Below are 18,399 nucleotides of genomic sequence, written 5' to 3' on the forward strand. Positions count from 1 at the left end.
TATCGGCAATCTTCTAAGGACGATGCTTCAATAGCCTATATCTCGGCCACTTTTATAGAGAAACTTATACTCAGCAGGCCAAGGATCATTATTTTCGGTTAGAATATCGGCCGGTCAATCGGCTGATGAACAGGCAGAATGCAAACTTAATACCTTCTTCGCCCGCGGCCTTCATTATTTATAGCGCATACAAAAGGATATCGTATGACAGAGCTAGGGTTTTATCTCGGCTTCCTTATATTCATTATTGGATCAATAGGCCTGATCATTGCGGCTTTCAGAACCAGCATCCTCTGGGGGTTAGCTGTTTTGTTTCTTTGGCCCTTTTCCATCTTCTATTTGATTTTTCATTGGCAAGAGGCCAAAGGCGCATTCAAACTTCAGCTGCTTGGATTTCTCATCCTTATCATCTGTGCTTTTATCAGTGAGCCTGATGCATCTTCATCCATTAATGTCATCCGCTTAGATGGGCATTCTGCCAAACCCACCCATGGCTCTGCCGCGGCGTCTAATATTACACATCGATTTAGATGTGATGGCCGGCAGTATTGCAGCCAAATGCACTCCAAAGCTGAGGCGGTATTCTTCATCAATAACTGTCCTAATACTAAGATGGATGGAGATCATGATGGCCGGCCCTGCGAAAATGATTCTAGATTTTAAGGTGTCTCTGCTCACCTTTTTATTCAGTTTTCATAAGAGAAGTATTCAATGCCCCGGGTTAAGGCCGGTTGTCGTCTAGATCTAGCCAGCGGCCCGTGCCATTGAGCCTAGGGGAAGGCTCTTTTAGCTCACCGGTCATGGGCATAAAGCGAGATAGCTGTGTTGATCTTTCAATAGAGACTGCGATTATTCGTTCTGCGCCTTGATAATCAGGTATCGCTGGATGCTCCCAGAGAACCTTGGCTTGGCCGGTGATAAAGGCGGCATCGCCGGTGGTGAAATCAGGAAAGAATAAACCGACACGGCCATCGGATTCGATATTGCCGAGGGTATTAAAAAAACGGTTGCCGCTAAAGTCTGGAAAATAGAGGGTATTACCTTCCACTTTGATAAAACCTGGCTTGCCGCCACGGTGAGAGGCATCAATGCCATGGCGTGGATCAGTATCGAGCAAGGCGGTGCGTGAGGCGATAAAGAAGGTGTCGGCCTGCTCAATCATGGTTTTTAAGTGTTGATCAATCGCTTGCTCTGGCTGCCAACTGATAGGCGCTGCATGATCAAGTGGCGAATCGGTCAACGCATCGGTTTGCCATTGAAGTTCTCGTTTCTGTATATATTGCGGGCAATTACCAAAACTCTGCTCCACTTCAATGGTGAATCTCTTATCGTTGATCGCACTAATGATGCCATTCAGCCGATTCCGTCGACGGCTGTCTAATTGAATACCCAGAGCGCCCACTTTCTGCCCCTGGGTAAAATCCAGTGAGAGTAGGTTGGTTAGCGAGGGTAAGGCTTCCAGCGTTAAGGCGGTCTCGTTAGGCGAGGTGATAAAGCCCGGCTTGCCAAATAAGGGGATCGCCCAAGGGTAACCCTGTTGATCAACCAAACCGAGGACGATAAAAGGTAGTTCATGAAAGAACTGCCGATGCTGTGGTGGCATCGATTGACGAATAAACCTTTCGCTGACTTGAGCTACCCGGTCCGCAACCCCAAGCCGTTCTTGCACTGCAATTTCGGCGGCATGAAACTGAGAAGATGTTTTCTGGACCATGGTTAACTCCGTTATCTAGCGATTGGATTAGTCGTTGGGTAGTGGTGAACGTGCCATGGCGACAAAACGTGGATGGGCTTCAATGCGTGCTAGCCAAGTACGAATGGCGGGGTAGGGATTCAAGCTAATACCGCCTTCAGGAACATGGGCGACATAGCTATAACCGGCGATATCAGCCAGGGTGATTGTGTTGCCGGTTAAATAGCTTCGTTTAGCGAGCAGGGGTTCCATCACGGCGAATAATGATTCAGTCATACGTTTGGCGTGTTGGTAATCCAGCTCAACTCCAAATACTTTCACCAAACGTACAGCGCAGGGGCCGTGAGCAATTTCACCGGCAGCAACCGATAACCAGCGTTGCACCTCGGCGGCCTGTTCGGGGTCTTGCGGTGACCATTCGTAACCGTCGTTATACTTTTTCTCTAGGTAAGTGATGATGGCGTTGGAGTCCGCTAGGGTATAACCGTTGTCATCAATGGCGGGCACCTGACCAAAGGGGCTGATAGACAAATAATCCGGTGCTTTGTGGGCACCGTTGAGCATATCTAGATCGATCGTCTCATATGGCAAATCCAGTAACGACAGCATTAACTCGACACGGTGGCAGTGACCAGAAATCGGGTTGCGATACAGTTTTATCGGTGCATGAGTACTCGAGAATTTGGCGTTCATGGCTTTCTCCTAAAGGTAAAAGATGCGAAACGTTAGAGTGTGCGCACCGGTTTATGTCGTGTTAGAGGACGCGATGAGTGCATGCTCCATTCAGGGTTATGACTATATTCCAATCAAAAGTATAAATAATTGCCAAAGTTTGTAATTTATTATTGCTCTAAATGTAATAATGAGTCGGTCAAGGGCAGTGAGGGACTGGGGCGTGGATAAGCTACAAACGATGCAGGTGTTTATGGAAGTGGCTAAGCATCAGAGTTTTACGACGGCGAGTAAAGTGTTGGGGCTGTCGGCTCCGGCCACCAGTCGCGCGGTGGCGGCGCTTGAAAACCGCCTAGGGGTGAAGCTCTTTAACCGCACCACACGTTTAGTGCGTCTTACGGAGCCCGGTGCTCGCTATTTACAGGATGCAAAGCGCATCATGGAAGATATTCAAGAGGCTGAGGCTGCCGCCGCAGGTATCTATACTCGTCCCGCAGGCACACTGGCGTTGACGGCACCGGTGCTGTTTGGTGAAAAATTCATTGTGCCGATTGTGACGCAATATCTAGCGGATAATCCCGATGTTTCTGTAAAACTGTTTCTGCTTGATCGGGTTGCGAGTTTATTAGAAGAGGAGCTCGACGTTGCTATACGGATTGGCCACCTTAAGGATTCGAATCTATATGCGACTCGGGTTGGCTATGTGAGGATGATAGTCTGTGGTTCGCCTGACTATTTCCAGCAACAGGGCACGCCAGAAACCCCCGCCGATTTAATCGATCATCGTATTATCTTCCCGATGCCCTTCGAGCATGTCAGCGCATGGCAATTTCAGGTTGATGGCAAAAAAGAGCTGGTCAAGCTGAATCCGCGCTTGCGATGTAATCATAACGGTGCTGCCTTAAAGGCCGCGTTATTGGGCCACGGCATTACCCGTTTAATGTCTTATCAGGTGGGTGAAGAGCTGGAAAAAGGGACGTTGAAAAGTGTATTAACCCAATTTGAGGAGGAGCCTTTACCGGTAAATATCATTCATATGGAAGGCCGTCGGGTTAATGCGAAAACCCGAAGTTTTATCGATTTAGCCGTGCAAACCTTAAAACAGAACCCTTTTATACTGCCATAACTTTTGGCGGCCTACTGGGCGAATATCGGTGATGTTCTAAAGCCGTTTTTAGCCTGGCTGTTCGCAGTATTATTGGTGCTTAAAGGCGTCACGACTCAACCTGTTCTTTCCCTCGACCTTCCCTCGGCTTTCTCTTAGATAGGGTAATCCCTTTGACCAATACTGACGTGGATCAAAGAATGATGCGTTTGTCATGGGCAAGCCTCTTTTCCGGTCAAGCTTTACATAACCTTACAGTTCGAGGGCTTACTAGGTTAGATAGAAGCGCGTTAAAATAGATTTCCGGTTTAGAGATCGCTGTTACAGACACCAATGGAAGATGTGACAGCTGATGAATGGTTTGGTTGTTGATATACCCTAGCCATCTCTACCGCTTTATAAATGGAATTTACCTAAGAATATCGATTATGAAACAGATTAAAATATCCTTTGTTGTACTGTTACTTGTTTTGAGTGGATTGTGGTTTTTGGCCGACAGTCTATTGCCAGATCCCTTTACTTATTTCAGCTTTCGTCATGTGTTTGTGCAATACAGTGGTGTGATTGCCATTGGTGTGATGAGCATTGCCATGATGTTGGCACTGCGGCCTAAATGGCTTGAACCCCATCTTGATGGCTTGGACAAAATGTACCGCTTACATAAGTGGCTGGGCATTACCGCGTTGGTGGCAGCAGTGCTGCACTGGTGGATGGCCCAGGGTACCAAATGGATGGTGGGCTGGGGGTGGTTGGTTAAACCTGAACGGGGGCCTAAAAGTCAAGAAACGCTGGGCTTTATTGAGGGACTGTTTCGCAGTCAGCGTGGTTTTGCCGAATCCGTCGGTGAGTGGGCTTTTTACGCAGCCGTGGCGTTGATTGTACTGGCATTAATAAAACGCTTTCCCTATCACTGGTTCATTAAAACGCATCAGCTCATCTCCATCGCGTATCTGGTATTGGCTTATCATGCGTTAATCTTGATTGAGTTTGAATATTGGACACAGCCGGTAGGCTGGTTGATGGCCATTCTTCTATTAGGTGGATCGATGGCGGCGGTACTGGCTCTTACTGGGCGCATTGGGCGTGATCGAAAAGTGACCGGCAAGATTGATGATCTGACCTATTATGATGCGCTGCGAGTACTCGAGGTTAAGGTTTCAGTGAAAGAGGGTTGGCAGGGGCATCGTGCCGGTCAGTTTGCGTTTGTGACCTCAAATCGAAAAGAGGGGGCTCACCCTTACACTATTGCCTCTGCTTGGGAGCCCGATGATGGCCATATCGTCTTTATCACTAAAGCGCTTGGGGATCATACCGGCCGATTGAGAGAGGCATTAAAAACCGGCATGCCGGTGACCGTTGAGGGCCCTTATGGTTGTTTTGATTTCCATGATCCTCAACCTCGACAGATCTGGGTGGCCGGTGGTATTGGTATCACTCCTTTCGTGGCGCGCTTAAAAGAGTTGGCGAAAACACCCGGCGAAAAGCAGATCGATCTATTTTATGCGACCAGTACCTATGATCAGGCGGTCATCGATAAACTGACGGCGGATGCGCTCGCGGCAGGGGTGAAACTGCATGTACTGGTGAGCGGTAGAGATCAGCGTTTGGACTATGCCGGTATTTGCGAAGCGGTACCAGAATGGAAAGCCGCCAGTGTTTGGTTTTGTGGTCCTTCAGGCTTTGGCTTCAGCTTGCGTCAAGCATTTCTGGCGCATGGATTTATGGCTAAGCATTACCATCAGGAACTTTTCCAGATGCGCTAATTGAACGATATGAAATCGTGTCGAAATAGTGCCAAAGTAGTAGTTTTTATTGTGACAAAGTAGGGTGGAAAGGGGTCTTGGGTGTATTTTAAAATGCCACTACTGAGAGAATATTAAGTCTGACTGTATCGGGTTAAGTTTTATCGTTTGAATCTTGGTTCAGATCAACGAATGATAAACATTATTCAGTTACAGTCTTTTCTTTCTTCAATATACATTTTGTTATTAGTTTTTATCTATTCTGATCGATAAAGGGGTTGTTTGCATTATGGCTATTCATGAATTTTTTGTTCCCAATGTATCCCTAATGGGCGAAGGTTGTTTTAGCAAACTGCCTGAACGAGTCAATATGTTAGGTGGCAAAAAGCCACTGGTCGTGGCGGACAAAGGCATGACGGCGTTGGGTTATACCGCACGCTTGACCGAGTTGTTGCAAAGCGCCGGTATTGAGAGTGTCGTTTATGATGAAACGGTACCTAACCCAACTGACACCAACGTGGCAGAAGGCTTGGCTGCTTATCAAAAGAATGGCTGCGACATGTTGATCTCCTTAGGCGGCGGTAGTGCACACGATTGCTGTAAAGGTATCGGCTTAGTTGCCACCAGTGGCGGTACGATTCATGATTATGAAGGTTTAGATCAGGCTACCGCACCTTTACCACCTTATATTGCAGTGAATACCACCGCCGGTACTGCCAGTGAGATGACACGTTTCACTATTATCACGAATACCTCCAATCATGTGAAAATGGCGATTGTTGATTGGCGCGTCACCCCCGATGTTGCCATTAATGATCCGGCGTTGATGGTTGATATGCCACCCGCACTGACCGCAGCCACCGGTATGGATGCACTGACTCATGCGGTAGAGGCCTATGTTTCCACGGCGGCGACACCCATTACCGATGCCTGTGCATTGCAAGCGATCCGTTTGATTGGTAAATATTTGCGTGTCGCGGTTGCCCGTGGCGACGATATGGAAGCCAGAGATAAGATGGCTTATGCCGAATATCTAGCGGGTATGGCCTTTAATAACGCAAGCCTAGGCTATGTGCATGCAATGGCTCACCAACTCGGTGGTATGTACAACCTGCCACATGGTGTGTGTAATGCTCTGCTGTTACCACATGTATGCCGGGTTAATATGATTGCGGCGACCGAACGTTTTGCCGATATTGCCGATGCTTTGGGTGAAGTTACCGATGGCCTGTCTGAACGAGACGCGGCGTTGCTCGCGATTGATGCGATTGAAACGCTGGGTGAAGATGTGGGTATTCCTCGCACCTTGGGTGAGCTAGGTGTTAAAAGTGAAGACATCGACACAATGGTGGGTAACGCACAGAAAGATGTGTGCTGCTTGACCAACCCTCGTAAACTGAGCGATGCCGAAGTGGCTGCGATCTTCCAGTCTGCGCTCTGATCCACCGTTAAAATAACGATCTCTCTATTGAGTAAAATATAGCGATCGATATAACACCCATGCGGTCCAGCGTGGGTGTTTTTTTATGGGGCAAGCCTTGAGCCATATTGTGCTGGTATTGATCTATATACCTGATCTATCCTGTTATTTTTCCGCTTCATCCCTTATCAACTACTAAGATCAAACAGCGATAGGTTACACCGATGTGATCAATCGAATGATTCGAGGCACTAAGTCTATATGGATAATATCGCCGTACATTTTTTGACTGTATTTATGGCATTTTTTGCCATTATGAATCCAATTGCCAACTCAACGCTGTTTATTGGGCTGACAGAGGATGTTGATCAGAAAATGCGCCGCATGATTGCGCTACGATCCGTGGTGGTCGCCTTTATCATCGTGTCGGTGTTCGCCATTGGTGGGCGAGAAATCTTTTTGATGTTTGGCATTACGCTGCCGGCATTTAAGATTGCTGGCGGCATTATGATCGCCTTAATTGGTTACCATATGTTGCAGGGTGAACGCTCTAGCATCCATACCCCGACTAACCGCGATAATGAAAAAAGTGTCGATTCGGTAGTGGATATTGCTATCACACCTTTAGGTATTCCGGTGTTGGCTGGGCCGGGCACCATTGCCACCGCGATGAACTTTGCCGCGCAATCCTCTGTACTTGAGGTGTCTACCGTTCTGCTGGCCTTTGCAATGATGTGTGGTTTGACATACACCGCCTTTGTGGGGGGTGAATGGCTGGCACGTTACCTAGGGCAGAATGCAATAAAGGTGGTGTCCCGTTTGATGGGGTTGATGCTGGCGGTGATTGGGGTGCAGATGTTGATAGAGGGTATTCGTGGTGCGATCGCCGGTTGATTTGGGTAAGTGATTCTCACTAAGTAATCGTATGACTCATGGTTTTAGGTCAACGGATCTGTTGATAGTGATCATTTTCCTCATATTAATACCGTTTTTTAGCCATTATTGGTCAGATTCTAGCGAAGATATATTGTATTATTGCGCCAAGCTGGTGGATAGATTTATTGGTGTAAAACGGACCATATGAAAACGTTTTAACCGCCACGAACGCTGAACAATACTTTAGAACCGGTAACACCGTTTTAAACTCAATTTATTCAGAGAGACGTATTCATGTCGAATAAAGAAAAGAACGTTCATGCCCATGACGGAGATTTTCTGGCCCCGGGGGATCAACGCGATCCCGATTACAAAGCCCAAGATGAGGTGTCGGTTTTACCGGTCACAGGGCTACGGCTGTTAGGTTTGATCGGAGGCCCAGTGGTGGCGGCGATCATTCTGTTATGTTCCGCCCCTGAGGGGATGCCTATCGAAGCATGGCACTTAGTGGCCATGGCATCATGGATGGTGATCTGGTGGTTAACGGAGGCGGTGCCTATTCCTGCAACCGCACTGTTACCGCTGGTACTGATGCCTTTATTTGGCATTGATAAAATCAAACCGGTGGCGGCTAATTATGGTCACCCATTGATCTTCTTATTCCTCGGTGGCTTCTTGCTCGCAGCAGCAATGCAACATGTGGGACTGCATCGTCGTATAGCGTTAAAAATTGTCAGCATGATCGGAACCTCGCCTTCACGGATTATTCTGGGCTTTATGTTGGCGACGGCGTTCCTTTCCATGTGGATCTCTAACACGGCAACGACCATTATGATGTTTGCGGTAGGCCTGTCGGTTATTGATTTCGTGGCACAGCAAACCGATGACAAAAAAGTCGTGCGTAATTTCGGTGTGGCGTTGATGCTAGCGATAGCCTATAGCGCTTCTATCGGTGGGGTGGCGACCTTGATCGGTACACCGCCAAACGCACTCTTAGCGAGCTTTTTGCAAAATACCTATGACATTGAGATCAGCTTCTTTGATTGGATGTTACTGGGTGTGCCGGTGGTGGTGATCATGCTGCCAATCGCTTGGTTGCTGCTGACGCGGGTACTGTTTCCTTCACACCAGATTGCCATTGATGATCCAGCTGAGGTGGTTCACCGTGAATTATCCGCGTTGGGTATTATGTCCCGTGGGGAGAAATTGGTTGCGGTGGTGTTCTTAGGTGCGGCGTTAGGGTGGATCTTCCGGAAATTTATCGTTGAGCTGACCGGCTTGCCGTTGAATGACACTATTATCGCGTTGCTGGCTGCACTCGTTCTATTTGCAGTGCCTATCTCCCGTAAAAAAGGTGAGTTTGCACTGGATTGGGAAGCTGCCCGTCACGTACCTTGGGGCGTTCTGTTGCTGTTTGGTGGTGGTTTAGCCTTAGCGGGTGGGTTTAAAGGTACCGGCTTGGCTGAATGGATCGGTAATGCGGTTGCCGGTATTGAAGTGAGCACCATGGTGCTGGTACTGCTGGTCACGGTAGCGATTGTTTACCTGACTGAAATTACCTCGAATACAGCATCGACCGCGACTTTCTTGCCGATTCTGGCCGCAGTGGCGGTGGGCTTGGGTCTTGACCCATTAGTACTCTGCGTACCTGTCGCTCTAGGCGCATCAATGGCCTTTATGATGCCGGTGGCAACACCGCCTAATGCGATTGTATTCTCCTATGAATTGATGGAGCTTCGTGACATGGTGCGAGCGGGCTTCCTGCTTAACATTGTGGCGATCGTGGTAGCCTTTGGACTGTTCATGTTACTGGCTGACTTTGTGTTTGGCGTTACTCTGTAATCGCTAGTGGCTGGGTCTGTGAATACCGCAGGCTCAGCCTCTCATTTTTCATCTCTCTGCTCAATCGATGGCCACTGTCCTGATGGCCTTGCTAATCATCAATGCTTTCATTCAATCTCCCCATCAGCTTTTGCTGATATTTTTTAATTAATACTCTTCCTTTTTGAGTTCTGCCGATAGGCGCTGATGGTTTTAGTGTGTTCACTATTTGTGGCATTTAAGTCGATTTTGGCAATCTTTTTGAACAAATGTTTGAATTGCATCTAAACTCATAGAAATGCTTAAAAAATCGGCCGTGATTTAAGTCGATAAATTAGCTAGTTTTTAGACCTCGATGCTGTGTACACTTAGGCCATAAGTCTAATATGAACATTAAGGAGTTTCGTATGTTTAAGCGTTATGTCATTGCTCTTACCGCTATCCTCTGGGGTTGCCCAGCACTTGCCACTGAAGGGATGGTTAACATTGCCAGCGAATACAGTGTGGAGGAAACCGCTGATCGGTTAGATTCCATCCTGGCTAAAAAAGGCATGACTGTCTTTAATCGAGTAAAACATTCTGATGCCGCGGCTAAGGTTAATATTGAGCTGCGGGATACACAGGTGATTATTTTCGGTAATCCTAAGGTGGGCAGTCCTTTGATGGCGTGTCAGCAAACGGTTGCTATTGATCTGCCACAGAAATATCTGGTTTGGCAGGATGTTAGCGATAAGGTTTGGATCTCTTATAACGACCCTGCCTATCTGGTTAAGCGACATGAAATAGAGGGCTGTGACGAGGTGATCAATAAAGTGACGAATGCTTTGTCAGGGATCGCCAGCGCTGCCGCTAAGTAGGTCTGTTTAATGCTGTAAACTCAGGGCTACGACGATTCTATCAATTGAAATACCGAGGTATTGATAATGAAAAGATCTGAGATTGTTCGTCTACAGGAGCGAGTTGGGACATTAGGTGATGGTTTTTGGGGGCCGATGAGCATTGCGGCTTGTCAGCAGCATCTCAAAAACCTCATGCCGTCACCTCATCCGTTTCCGGTTGAAGGTTCCCCTGAGTTTATCGATTTTTTTGGGCCCCATGGCGATAAACACTACAGTCCGCCGCGTAAGAAAATCATACTGCCTTTTACCATTTATTACGGTGATAAACCGGTTAAATCCCTCTGGGCACACGAAAAGTGCGCCGATAGTTTATTGCGAGTATTTCAGCGATTGGCTGAGATGTATCCCGATCAGGCCTCACGGAAAAGTGCGGGTATTCTGGTTTACAACGGTCTTTATAACCCTCGTTTAAAGCGGAATAGTTGGAACTCATGGTCGATGCATGCATGGATGAATGCGATCGATATCAATGCCGGCAGAAATGGTAATAAAACCGCTTGGCCAGTGAATGCCTCAATGCCGATTGAAGTGATGGAATGTTTCGCTAAAGAGGGCTGGTTATCTGCGGGCGCTTTCTGGGGACGAGATGCGATGCATTTTCAAGCTACAGCGCCGGTGTCGTGATGCTACAGTCTGAGAGAAAGTGACACTGACGGTTGAGTGACGCTGTTCTGTCTTATGGGTAGCGCGCTGTTACGCCCATGATGTGAGGGAGTTTCGAATGGCAATGACAACCTGCGAAGATTGTGATCAGGGAATCTCGGATAAAGCAGAATACTCCCGGAGAACAGACCTCAGCCAGCAAGCCACTTACCAAAGAATAAACCACGGATGAGTGCATTAATGGCGATTAAGTTAGCCGCCTCCGTTTTTCTTTGCGAGATATCCTTACCTCCGCTGTTTAGGCCTATAACCAATACCTGTTCCAACTTCACCCGATGAGAACGATCCTGACTATGTTTGAATTAAAAACCATTGCCTTGTTTATGATTACCGCGGTAGCCGAGATTGTCGGTTGTTATCTACCTTACCTCTGGTTGAAGCAGGATAAAACGATCTGGTTATTGCTGCCCGCGGCACTTAGCTTAATGCTGTTTGCTTGGTTGCTCTCGTTGCATCCAACGGCGGCGGGTCGAGTCTATGCGGCTTATGGTGGTGTCTATATTGTTGTCGCTCTCGTATGGCTTTGGTTAGTCGATGGTATCAAACCCACCACTTGGGATATGGTAGGTGGCTGCGTGGCATTAATCGGTATGGCGATTATTATGTTTGCGCCCAAATCGATCTGATGGCGGTTTGCTGACGGCTAGTTAATACTTGTCGATTCGCGTATTTTATTCTCTTAATGCTACTTAAATGAGGGCTTCAGCGATGCTAGAACTTCGTCCAAACTGCGAGTGCTGTGATAAAGATCTGCCGCCAGATTCAACCGAGGCCTATATTTGCAGCTATGAGTGCACCTTTTGCCGAGGTTGTGTTGAACAACAGCTGAGCAATGTTTGCCCTAATTGCGGTGGAGGTTTTAGCCCAAGGCCGATTCGGCCGGTTAAAGAGTATCGCGAGGGGGTCGGCTTACAGCATCATCCGGCATCGACTGTGCGGGTACATACAGCCTATAGTGCTGCTGAGCTTAGTGAGTTTAGTGCATCAATCAAAGCAATCGAACCCAGTCAACGATAGTCTATCGTTGGCGTCACACTGATGTTAAAACCGATAAAGGAGCGATGCCGGTCATGGATATTAAGGCCCATTTTATCCGTTTGGCGGATTACAATCAGCGGATGAATGGTCAGATCTATGAGGCTTGTGCCAAACTTTCGGATGATCAGCTAAGGCATGATTGTGGCGCGTTTTTTAGATCGCCACTGGGTATACTGAACCATATTTTAGTCGGAGATCTGCTGTGGTTATCGCGTTTCTCGTTACATGCGCAAGGTTATCATTCGCTCATCGCCTTGAAAGCGCTGCCAAACCCGGTCGCTCTAGATGAGTTGCTCTACGAGGACTTTTCTTCACTTATTACTGCCCGTGAGCGCGTTGATGCTGCCATTAAACAGTGGTTAGTTGGCGAGGTTGACGCTGATGATTTTAACCGCACGTTGCGTTATCGCAATTCGAGAGGGCAGGTGAGTGAACGTGAGTTTGCAGCATTAGTCAGCCACTTATTTAATCATCAAACCCACCACCGTGGACAGTTATCGACGGTGCTGTTTCAATATCATATCGATGTGGGCGTCACGGATTTACTGAGCGAAATCCCTGACCTTTATTAGGGCCATCATTAGCATCGTTTACCCGAGAAATATCTATGATTCCTGCTAGCGGTGGGGTAGCAGAGAGGGGTTTATTCGCCCTGACTTCCCTTGATCGCAAACAGCGAGGCCAGTAGCGCCAAGGATACCAATACCAGTGGCAGCATATTGATGCTGAACTCCATCAGCAGTGGTGTGATTTGTGCGATTAAGGAGCCAATGGTTAATTGCAAAAAGCCCAGCATCCCAGTCGCCGTTGCCACCGCGCCGGTGGTCGATGAGATAGCCGCGGCTTGCGCACTCGGCTGGCTTAAACCTCGACCATAGGTATAAAACGCCATGGGCATAAAGAGCGCTAAAAAGCTTAAGGGGGTGAATAAGAACAGCCCCAGCATGAGCAATGCACCAAAACCGGAGAGACTATTGCCTGCCAACATCATTCGCTGTGTGCCGACCTTTACGGAAATCTTGCCAGCGGTTAGGCTGCCAAACCAAAAACCGCCCGCCACCAGTAGAAACCAGTTGCCGTAATCCGCGGAGTTACCCTGTAAAAACTCAGCGACGATGAAAGGCGCGCAGGTCATAAAGACAAAAAAACCAGAGGCGGTCATGGTGGCCGATAGCGCACAAAAAATATAATGGCGGGATGACAGTACGGTGCCATAGCGGCTAAAGCTTTGTAGCAGCGAGCCACTGTTCGATTTCGGTGTTGAGGTCTCTGGCAGGGTGAAGAGGGCGCCGAGCCAAACGATGGTGCCGAGTGCCATGGACACCCAAAAAACCGATTGCCAACCGACTGCTAAGTTAAGATAGCCGCCCATGGTGGGGGCTAATGCTTGAGCAGATGCGATCCCCATGGTGATATATCCGAGCATCCCCGCGGCTTTATCCTTACCATGCTGGTCGAGAATAATACTACGGGCCAGCAACATCCCCGTACAACCGCCAGCGGCCTGAAGAATACGCGCCAATAGCAGTTGCCATACCTCAAAGGCAAACGCGCCCAGTAAGGCACCCAAAATATGCAGCAGAAAACCCCAGAAAAACACCGGTCGACGGCCATAGCGATCGGCTAAAGGGCCGCTAATCAGTTGGCCAATGGCGAGCGTGAGTAGATAAAAGGTAAAACCTAACTGGATTGTAAATGAGCTGGTATCGAACTGCTCAGCCAATACCGGCATGACGGGAGCATAGAGGTTGAGCGCCACGGGACTGGCAATCGCCATTCCGGCTAACAATAAAATGGGGGTTTTGACTTGTGTGGCGGAAGAGGCTGGCATAGTGGGGTTATCGTTCTGTCAGGCTTACTTGAAAATACTTAACAAGTTAACAGAATACACCCGTAGAACTGAGATCACCAGTAAAACTGGCAATCTCAGCGGTTGCTATCGATATGTTTAAACGCTTATCGATCGATCTCACTAAAGCCTTTTTGTAGGGCGTAAACGATCTTATCGACCTCTTCTGTGCCGATAGTTAACGGCGGCGAGAGGATGATTTTAGTGCCAACCGGGCGCACAATAACACCTTCACGCATGGCTACAGCCGCGATCTTATTGGCAAAGCCAGACATTGGATCGATAGGCTCGCGGGTGGTCTTATCGGTAACGAGGTCGATCGCCAACATTAAGCCCATGCCGCGTAATTCACCGACGGATGGGAAGTCACTCAGGGCATTGGTCAACTTGGTTAACATGTCCTGTCCCTGAACGGCAGCATTGGCCGGAAGGTCTTCATCTTGGACAATCTTCAGGTTAGCAATTGCAGCGGCACAAGCGACTGGATGGCCAGAATAGGTGTAACCATGCATCAGAGCACCGGTGAAGCTTTGACAGTTTTCGATCCCTTGTGCCACGCGTTCATTGATGACGGTTGCGCCTAATGGAATGTAACCGGAGTTGATGCCTTTCGCGAAGCACTGAATATCCGCAGCAACGCCCCAACCCCGGACACCAAACATGTTACCACTACGGCCAAAGCCCGTGACGACTTCATCGGCGATCAGCAGTACGCCGTATTTATCACAGACAGCACGAATCAGTGGCCAGTAGTTAGCCGGAGGAACGATAACGCCACCAGCCCCTTGAATCGGTTCAGCAATGAAAGCCGCAACGGTGTCAGGCCCTTGGAAAAGAATTTCCGCTTCCAGTTGTTTCGCACAGAGATGACCCAACTCTTCAGGGTTCTCGCAATTCCAAGGGTTGCGGTATAACCAAGGCGTATCGATATGCACGCAGCCTGGTAACATTGGCTCATAGTTAGTACGGAAGACGGTGTTACCGTTGACCGAAGCGCCACCGAAATGAACGCCATGGTAGCCTTGCTTAAGGGAGATATATTTGTAGCGCTGAGATTGACCTATCGCTTTCCAGTATTGGCGTGCAACTTTCAGCGCGGTTTCAACAGCATCGGAGCCGCCTGAACTAAACATCACTTTGGCCATGCCTTCAGGCTTAGTCATCTCGATGATCATATCGGATAGCTCAAGCACCCGTGGATGGCTGATGCCATCAAAGATCTGGAAATACTCTAGTTCATCCAACTGAGCCTTGATGGCATCTTTAATTTCGCTGCGGTTATGACCGGCGTTAACGTTCCATAAGCCACCGACACCGTCGACTAGCCAGTTACCTTCACGATTCTGAACATAGTTACCGTCACCCTTAACAATTTGAATATGGTTGCGGGCATTGGGATCACCAGGGTGAACCATTGGATTCCACAGGGTTTGCTTGTTTTCACTCATTTGATAACTCCGGATGCTTCTTGTTGTAAGAGCCGCAGCCATACAGCGATATGCACATGTTGACGTATTAACACAGGCTACGGGGTTAGATTTATTATGAATTGATCAAGCGAGGAAGGTATCAACCAGAAGGTTGATATAGGGTCTCTGTTCACCTCATCCCTGAGGTCGGTGTCTATGGGGACAGAAATTAATGAAGGTTATAGAGCAATGATGCTATTTCAGTCTTACTGTTTACGCCGGTTTTGGTGAAGATATGTTGCAGGTGAGTTTTAACGGTTGCTAGGCTGCAATCAAGGCCTGAAGCGATGCTTTTATTCGGCAACCCCTGACTGACCAGTTCGACCACCATGCGTTCTTTTGGCGTTAGCTGGTATTGATCGCAAAACACCTGAAACTGACTATGCTTTGGTGCGGCTAGGCTTTGTTCCAGTGAGAACTGCATAAACTGGTGTAGTTGGTTCGCTTTACGAATATCTTCCATACGCATTTCGGGTTGCTGCTTGGAGGTAAACAGAGCGAAGCCAGCGATCAGTTGATTATCCACTCGCAGAAACAGTTCGACAATATCTTGTACGCCCCAAGGCGAGACGAAATCGCGGTAATAGGGGTGGTCATAGCGTTCCTGAGTATTGACCAGATCATTCATTTTAACCACAGAGATATCGGCCTGTTCGACAAATTGTGTCGGGTGCAGCGGATCGAGCTTATAAAAGGTATCCATGTATTGCCGATGCATGGCGGGTTGAAGCTGCCATGTTTTATAACAGATAGGCTTACGTTGGCTGTCTACTAAATAGGTGGCAGCCTTGGAAACATTGAGCACTCCGGTCAGAAGTTTCAGACATTCGTCTTGAAAACTGTATAGACCAGCGGGGTAAATATTATCGTTTTTTTGCATTACCAGCTCCTGATTCTCAACCAAGAGAAATACAGTACGATAATTAACCAGCAAAAACAACTTAATATATTAAGTTAAATATGTGTTTGGGCATACAAAAACACCTGATCATTGTTGTTATCGAACAGCGATCAGGCGTTAGTGGGTTAGCGCATAGGGGAGGTTATCCCGAGCGTTTGGCTTTATAGTTACTCCATAGATAGACCGTAATCGACAACACAATCAGAGACAGCAGTGTCAGACTGATCGGACGGCTAATAAAGATACTTAGATCGCCGCCGGCAACGCCCATTGCTTGGCGAAAACGGGTGAGAAAAACCGGCCCTAGTACCAGTCCGAGAATGACCGGAACCGCAGGGATATCATTTTTACGTAACACATATCCAAATATTGCAAAGCCTAAGGCGATCATAGCATCGGAGAACTGATAGTTTTGGCTGTAACTACCGACAAACCCCAGCACGAGTATAAAGGCGCCGATAAAGCGTCCCCGAATGCGGGTTAGGTTGACGATCCATTTGGTCGCAAAAGTGAGGTAGACAAACACGACGATGTTCATCAAAAACAGCGAGATATAAAGCCCAGAAATAAACTCGGGACGTTCGGCAAAGAGGGTAGGGCCGGGCACATAGTTATGTACCATAAACACTGCCAATAACATCGCCATTAGCGCATCAGCGGGAATGCCGAATGCCAGTAAGGGGATCATCACCGAGGCGGTGACCGCATTATTGGAGGTTTCTGAGGCGATGATACCTTCGGGAGCGCCGTGGCCAAATTTTTCTGGTGTCTTGGAGAATTTTTGCGCCAGAGTATAAGAAAAGAACTGCGAACCAAATTCACCAACCCCCGGCAATAGCCCCATGACAACCCCTAAGGCCGCAGAGCGGATAACGGTGATCTTGTGCTTTAATAATACGCCAAAGCCGCCAAATAACCCTTCACCTTCGAGTTTGGTGACACTGGAATCATTTTCACGGACAGAAAGTAGTACAAAGGCTTGCGACATGGCAAACAGACCGATCACGGCTGGTACCAATGGGATGCCGTTGAGTAGCCATTCTTGATGAAAGGTATAAACCTGCGTACTGAATGACCGATCGAGACCGATGGTGCCAAGGAACATACCGAGCCCCAACATCATTGCCGCCTCGACAACATGTTTACGGTGGGCTAGGACAACAAAAATCATCCCCAGAGCCGCCAGCATTGCAAATTCAGCCGAGCCAAACAGCCGTGCAATTTGAGATAGCATCGGCGCCAGCAGCACGAGCGATAGCACGCTGATAATGCCGCCAACAAAGGATGAGGTGTAAGCAATAGCAAGGGCCTTTTTACCTTCACCACGCAGAGTCATCGGATAACCATCATAGGTGGTTAACACGGCAACTGGGGTGCCTGGGGTATTCATTAGAATGGCCGGTATCGCACCGCCATACCAGGCACCACCGTAGACCCCTAACAATAGGGATACACCGGCAAGAGGTTCCATTGAAAAACTCAGGGGCAAGAGAATGGCAATGACACCTGCTGGTTCAAGGCCTGGTATTGAGCCAATGGTAACGCCGATGAGTGCGCCGATAATAATCGCCAGTAACACATTGAGTGTACCGACTTCGTTTAAACCTAAGAGTAGGGTTTCCATATCAAAGTTACGTCTTATAGATATTGGTTAGCAATGTCAGACCAGCTATCCGGTAGCAGGCTGTACAGCCATACATCCGGTAACCACAGGCTGACACCGACACGGAAAATCAAGATCATCTCTATGAGAGTTCCCAGCGACGCGAGAAACCAAGTGCGATCCAGCAAGCGAGATAACCACAATAGGGTTGTGGTAAACAGCAGGGTTGAGAGGGTAAAACCCAATACCGACAGCGAATTGATATAGACAAAGAAAAGGACTGCCGAAATCAGTGCGGTACGGTAGCTACTGAGGGTTTCGAACAGTGATTCGATAACGTTCCAGCGCTTAAGAAAGCCATCTTTGATGGATTGAATAACCCGCACACTGGTAAAAATGACTAATAGCGATAACCCCACGGATGAGCCAAACATTGGCTGTAAAAACCAACCTCGCTGGGTGTTAATCAAGGGCGTTTGAAAGGGTAATAAGCACAGTAATATCAGTGCCAGTGCGAGGATACACCAGTAGATGCCATAACGTTTTTCCTGAGGCAGCTCGTCGGTATCATTGTCGGTGTTATTTACCAGACTACTCATGAGTTAGACCCTTATTATTTTGAATTAGCAGGGAGGGACTGCAGCGCAC

The 18,399-nt window shown here is 48.1% G+C and carries 19 protein-coding genes; 11 read left to right on the forward strand and 8 right to left on the reverse strand.

Annotated elements, in window-relative coordinates; all coding sequences use genetic code 11:
* Positions 1-204 precede the first annotated feature (204 nt).
* The gene (locus EH243_RS18625) at positions 205-663 is read left to right on the forward strand and encodes an excalibur calcium-binding domain-containing protein (RefSeq protein WP_241234958.1); all 459 of its coding nucleotides are present in this window, start codon (positions 205-207) and stop codon (positions 661-663) included.
* Between the two features lie 58 nt (positions 664-721).
* Here the strand turns inward: EH243_RS18625 and EH243_RS00890 are convergent, their stop codons facing one another.
* Together EH243_RS00890 and EH243_RS00895 are read right to left on the reverse strand one after the other, a co-directional pair.
* A complete protein-coding gene (locus EH243_RS00890; RefSeq protein WP_126156745.1) occupies positions 722-1,714 on the reverse strand; it encodes a pyridoxamine 5'-phosphate oxidase family protein in 993 nt (330 codons plus the stop codon).
* Between the two features lie 27 nt (positions 1,715-1,741).
* The gene (locus EH243_RS00895; RefSeq protein ID WP_126156746.1) at positions 1,742-2,386 is read right to left on the reverse strand and encodes a glutathione S-transferase family protein; all 645 of its coding nucleotides are present in this window, start codon (positions 2,384-2,386) and stop codon (positions 1,742-1,744) included.
* 202 nt (positions 2,387-2,588) lie between these two features.
* On the opposite strand from EH243_RS00895, the gene EH243_RS00900 reads away from it, so the two are divergent.
* The 7 genes from EH243_RS00900 (at position 2,589) to EH243_RS00930 (ending at position 10,852) form a co-directional block, all read left to right on the forward strand.
* A complete protein-coding gene (locus EH243_RS00900) occupies positions 2,589-3,491 on the forward strand; it encodes a LysR substrate-binding domain-containing protein (RefSeq protein WP_126156747.1) in 903 nt (300 codons plus the stop codon).
* Positions 3,492-3,898: 407 nt separating this feature from the next.
* Positions 3,899-5,233: a ferredoxin reductase family protein gene (locus EH243_RS00905; protein WP_126156748.1), complete on the forward strand. Its 1,335-nt coding sequence runs from the start codon at positions 3,899-3,901 to the stop codon at positions 5,231-5,233.
* Positions 5,234-5,501: 268 nt separating this feature from the next.
* The gene (locus EH243_RS00910; RefSeq protein WP_126156749.1) at positions 5,502-6,653 is read left to right on the forward strand and encodes an iron-containing alcohol dehydrogenase; all 1,152 of its coding nucleotides are present in this window, start codon (positions 5,502-5,504) and stop codon (positions 6,651-6,653) included.
* A gap of 240 nt (positions 6,654-6,893) precedes the next feature.
* Positions 6,894-7,526, forward strand: a complete 633-nt coding sequence (locus EH243_RS00915; protein ID WP_126156750.1) for a MarC family protein — start codon at positions 6,894-6,896, stop codon at positions 7,524-7,526.
* 276 nt (positions 7,527-7,802) lie between these two features.
* Positions 7,803-9,350, forward strand: coding sequence for an SLC13 family permease (locus EH243_RS00920; RefSeq protein ID WP_126156751.1), 1,548 nt, complete (start codon positions 7,803-7,805; stop codon positions 9,348-9,350).
* 386 nt (positions 9,351-9,736) lie between these two features.
* Entirely contained in the window at positions 9,737-10,186 is a 450-nt protein-coding gene (locus tag EH243_RS00925; protein ID WP_126156752.1) for a DUF302 domain-containing protein, read from the forward strand.
* A gap of 66 nt (positions 10,187-10,252) precedes the next feature.
* On the forward strand, positions 10,253-10,852 hold the full coding sequence (locus EH243_RS00930) for a M15 family metallopeptidase (RefSeq protein ID WP_126156753.1): 600 nt from the start codon (positions 10,253-10,255) through the stop codon (positions 10,850-10,852).
* A 170-nt stretch (positions 10,853-11,022) separates the two neighbouring features.
* Here the strand turns inward: EH243_RS00930 and EH243_RS18495 are convergent, their stop codons facing one another.
* A complete protein-coding gene (locus EH243_RS18495) occupies positions 11,023-11,163 on the reverse strand; it encodes a hypothetical protein (protein ID WP_164549013.1) in 141 nt (46 codons plus the stop codon).
* A 21-nt stretch (positions 11,164-11,184) separates the two neighbouring features.
* Between EH243_RS18495 and EH243_RS00935 the strand changes: the two genes are divergently transcribed.
* From EH243_RS00935 to EH243_RS00945, 3 genes are all read left to right on the forward strand, one after another.
* Positions 11,185-11,517, forward strand: a complete 333-nt coding sequence (locus EH243_RS00935) for a YnfA family protein (protein ID WP_126156754.1) — start codon at positions 11,185-11,187, stop codon at positions 11,515-11,517.
* Positions 11,518-11,599: 82 nt separating this feature from the next.
* Positions 11,600-11,908, forward strand: coding sequence for a DUF1272 domain-containing protein (locus tag EH243_RS00940; protein ID WP_126156755.1), 309 nt, complete (start codon positions 11,600-11,602; stop codon positions 11,906-11,908).
* Between the two features lie 53 nt (positions 11,909-11,961).
* Positions 11,962-12,501 carry a DinB family protein gene (locus tag EH243_RS00945; protein WP_126156756.1) on the forward strand — a complete coding sequence of 180 codons (540 nt, stop codon included), beginning with the start codon at positions 11,962-11,964 and terminating at the stop codon, positions 12,499-12,501.
* Positions 12,502-12,572: 71 nt separating this feature from the next.
* Here the strand turns inward: EH243_RS00945 and EH243_RS00950 are convergent, their stop codons facing one another.
* The 5 genes from EH243_RS00950 to EH243_RS00970 form a co-directional block, all read right to left on the reverse strand.
* Positions 12,573-13,760, reverse strand: a complete 1,188-nt coding sequence (locus tag EH243_RS00950) for a multidrug effflux MFS transporter (protein WP_126156757.1) — start codon at positions 13,758-13,760, stop codon at positions 12,573-12,575.
* A 125-nt stretch (positions 13,761-13,885) separates the two neighbouring features.
* Positions 13,886-15,226, reverse strand: a complete 1,341-nt coding sequence (locus tag EH243_RS00955) for an aminotransferase class III-fold pyridoxal phosphate-dependent enzyme (protein WP_126156758.1) — start codon at positions 15,224-15,226, stop codon at positions 13,886-13,888.
* A 190-nt stretch (positions 15,227-15,416) separates the two neighbouring features.
* The gene (locus tag EH243_RS00960) at positions 15,417-16,127 is read right to left on the reverse strand and encodes a helix-turn-helix transcriptional regulator (protein ID WP_126156759.1); all 711 of its coding nucleotides are present in this window, start codon (positions 16,125-16,127) and stop codon (positions 15,417-15,419) included.
* A 163-nt stretch (positions 16,128-16,290) separates the two neighbouring features.
* Complete coding sequence (locus tag EH243_RS00965) at positions 16,291-17,772, reverse strand: tripartite tricarboxylate transporter permease (RefSeq protein ID WP_126156760.1); 1,482 nt, start codon at positions 17,770-17,772, stop codon at positions 16,291-16,293.
* Positions 17,773-17,786: 14 nt separating this feature from the next.
* Positions 17,787-18,350 carry a hypothetical protein gene (locus EH243_RS00970; RefSeq protein ID WP_241234959.1) on the reverse strand — a complete coding sequence of 188 codons (564 nt, stop codon included), beginning with the start codon at positions 18,348-18,350 and terminating at the stop codon, positions 17,787-17,789.
* Positions 18,351-18,399 lie beyond the last annotated feature (49 nt).

The sequence above is a fragment of the Amphritea opalescens genome (genome assembly GCF_003957515.1).
In the GTDB taxonomy this organism is placed as follows: domain Bacteria; phylum Pseudomonadota; class Gammaproteobacteria; order Pseudomonadales; family Balneatricaceae; genus Amphritea; species Amphritea opalescens.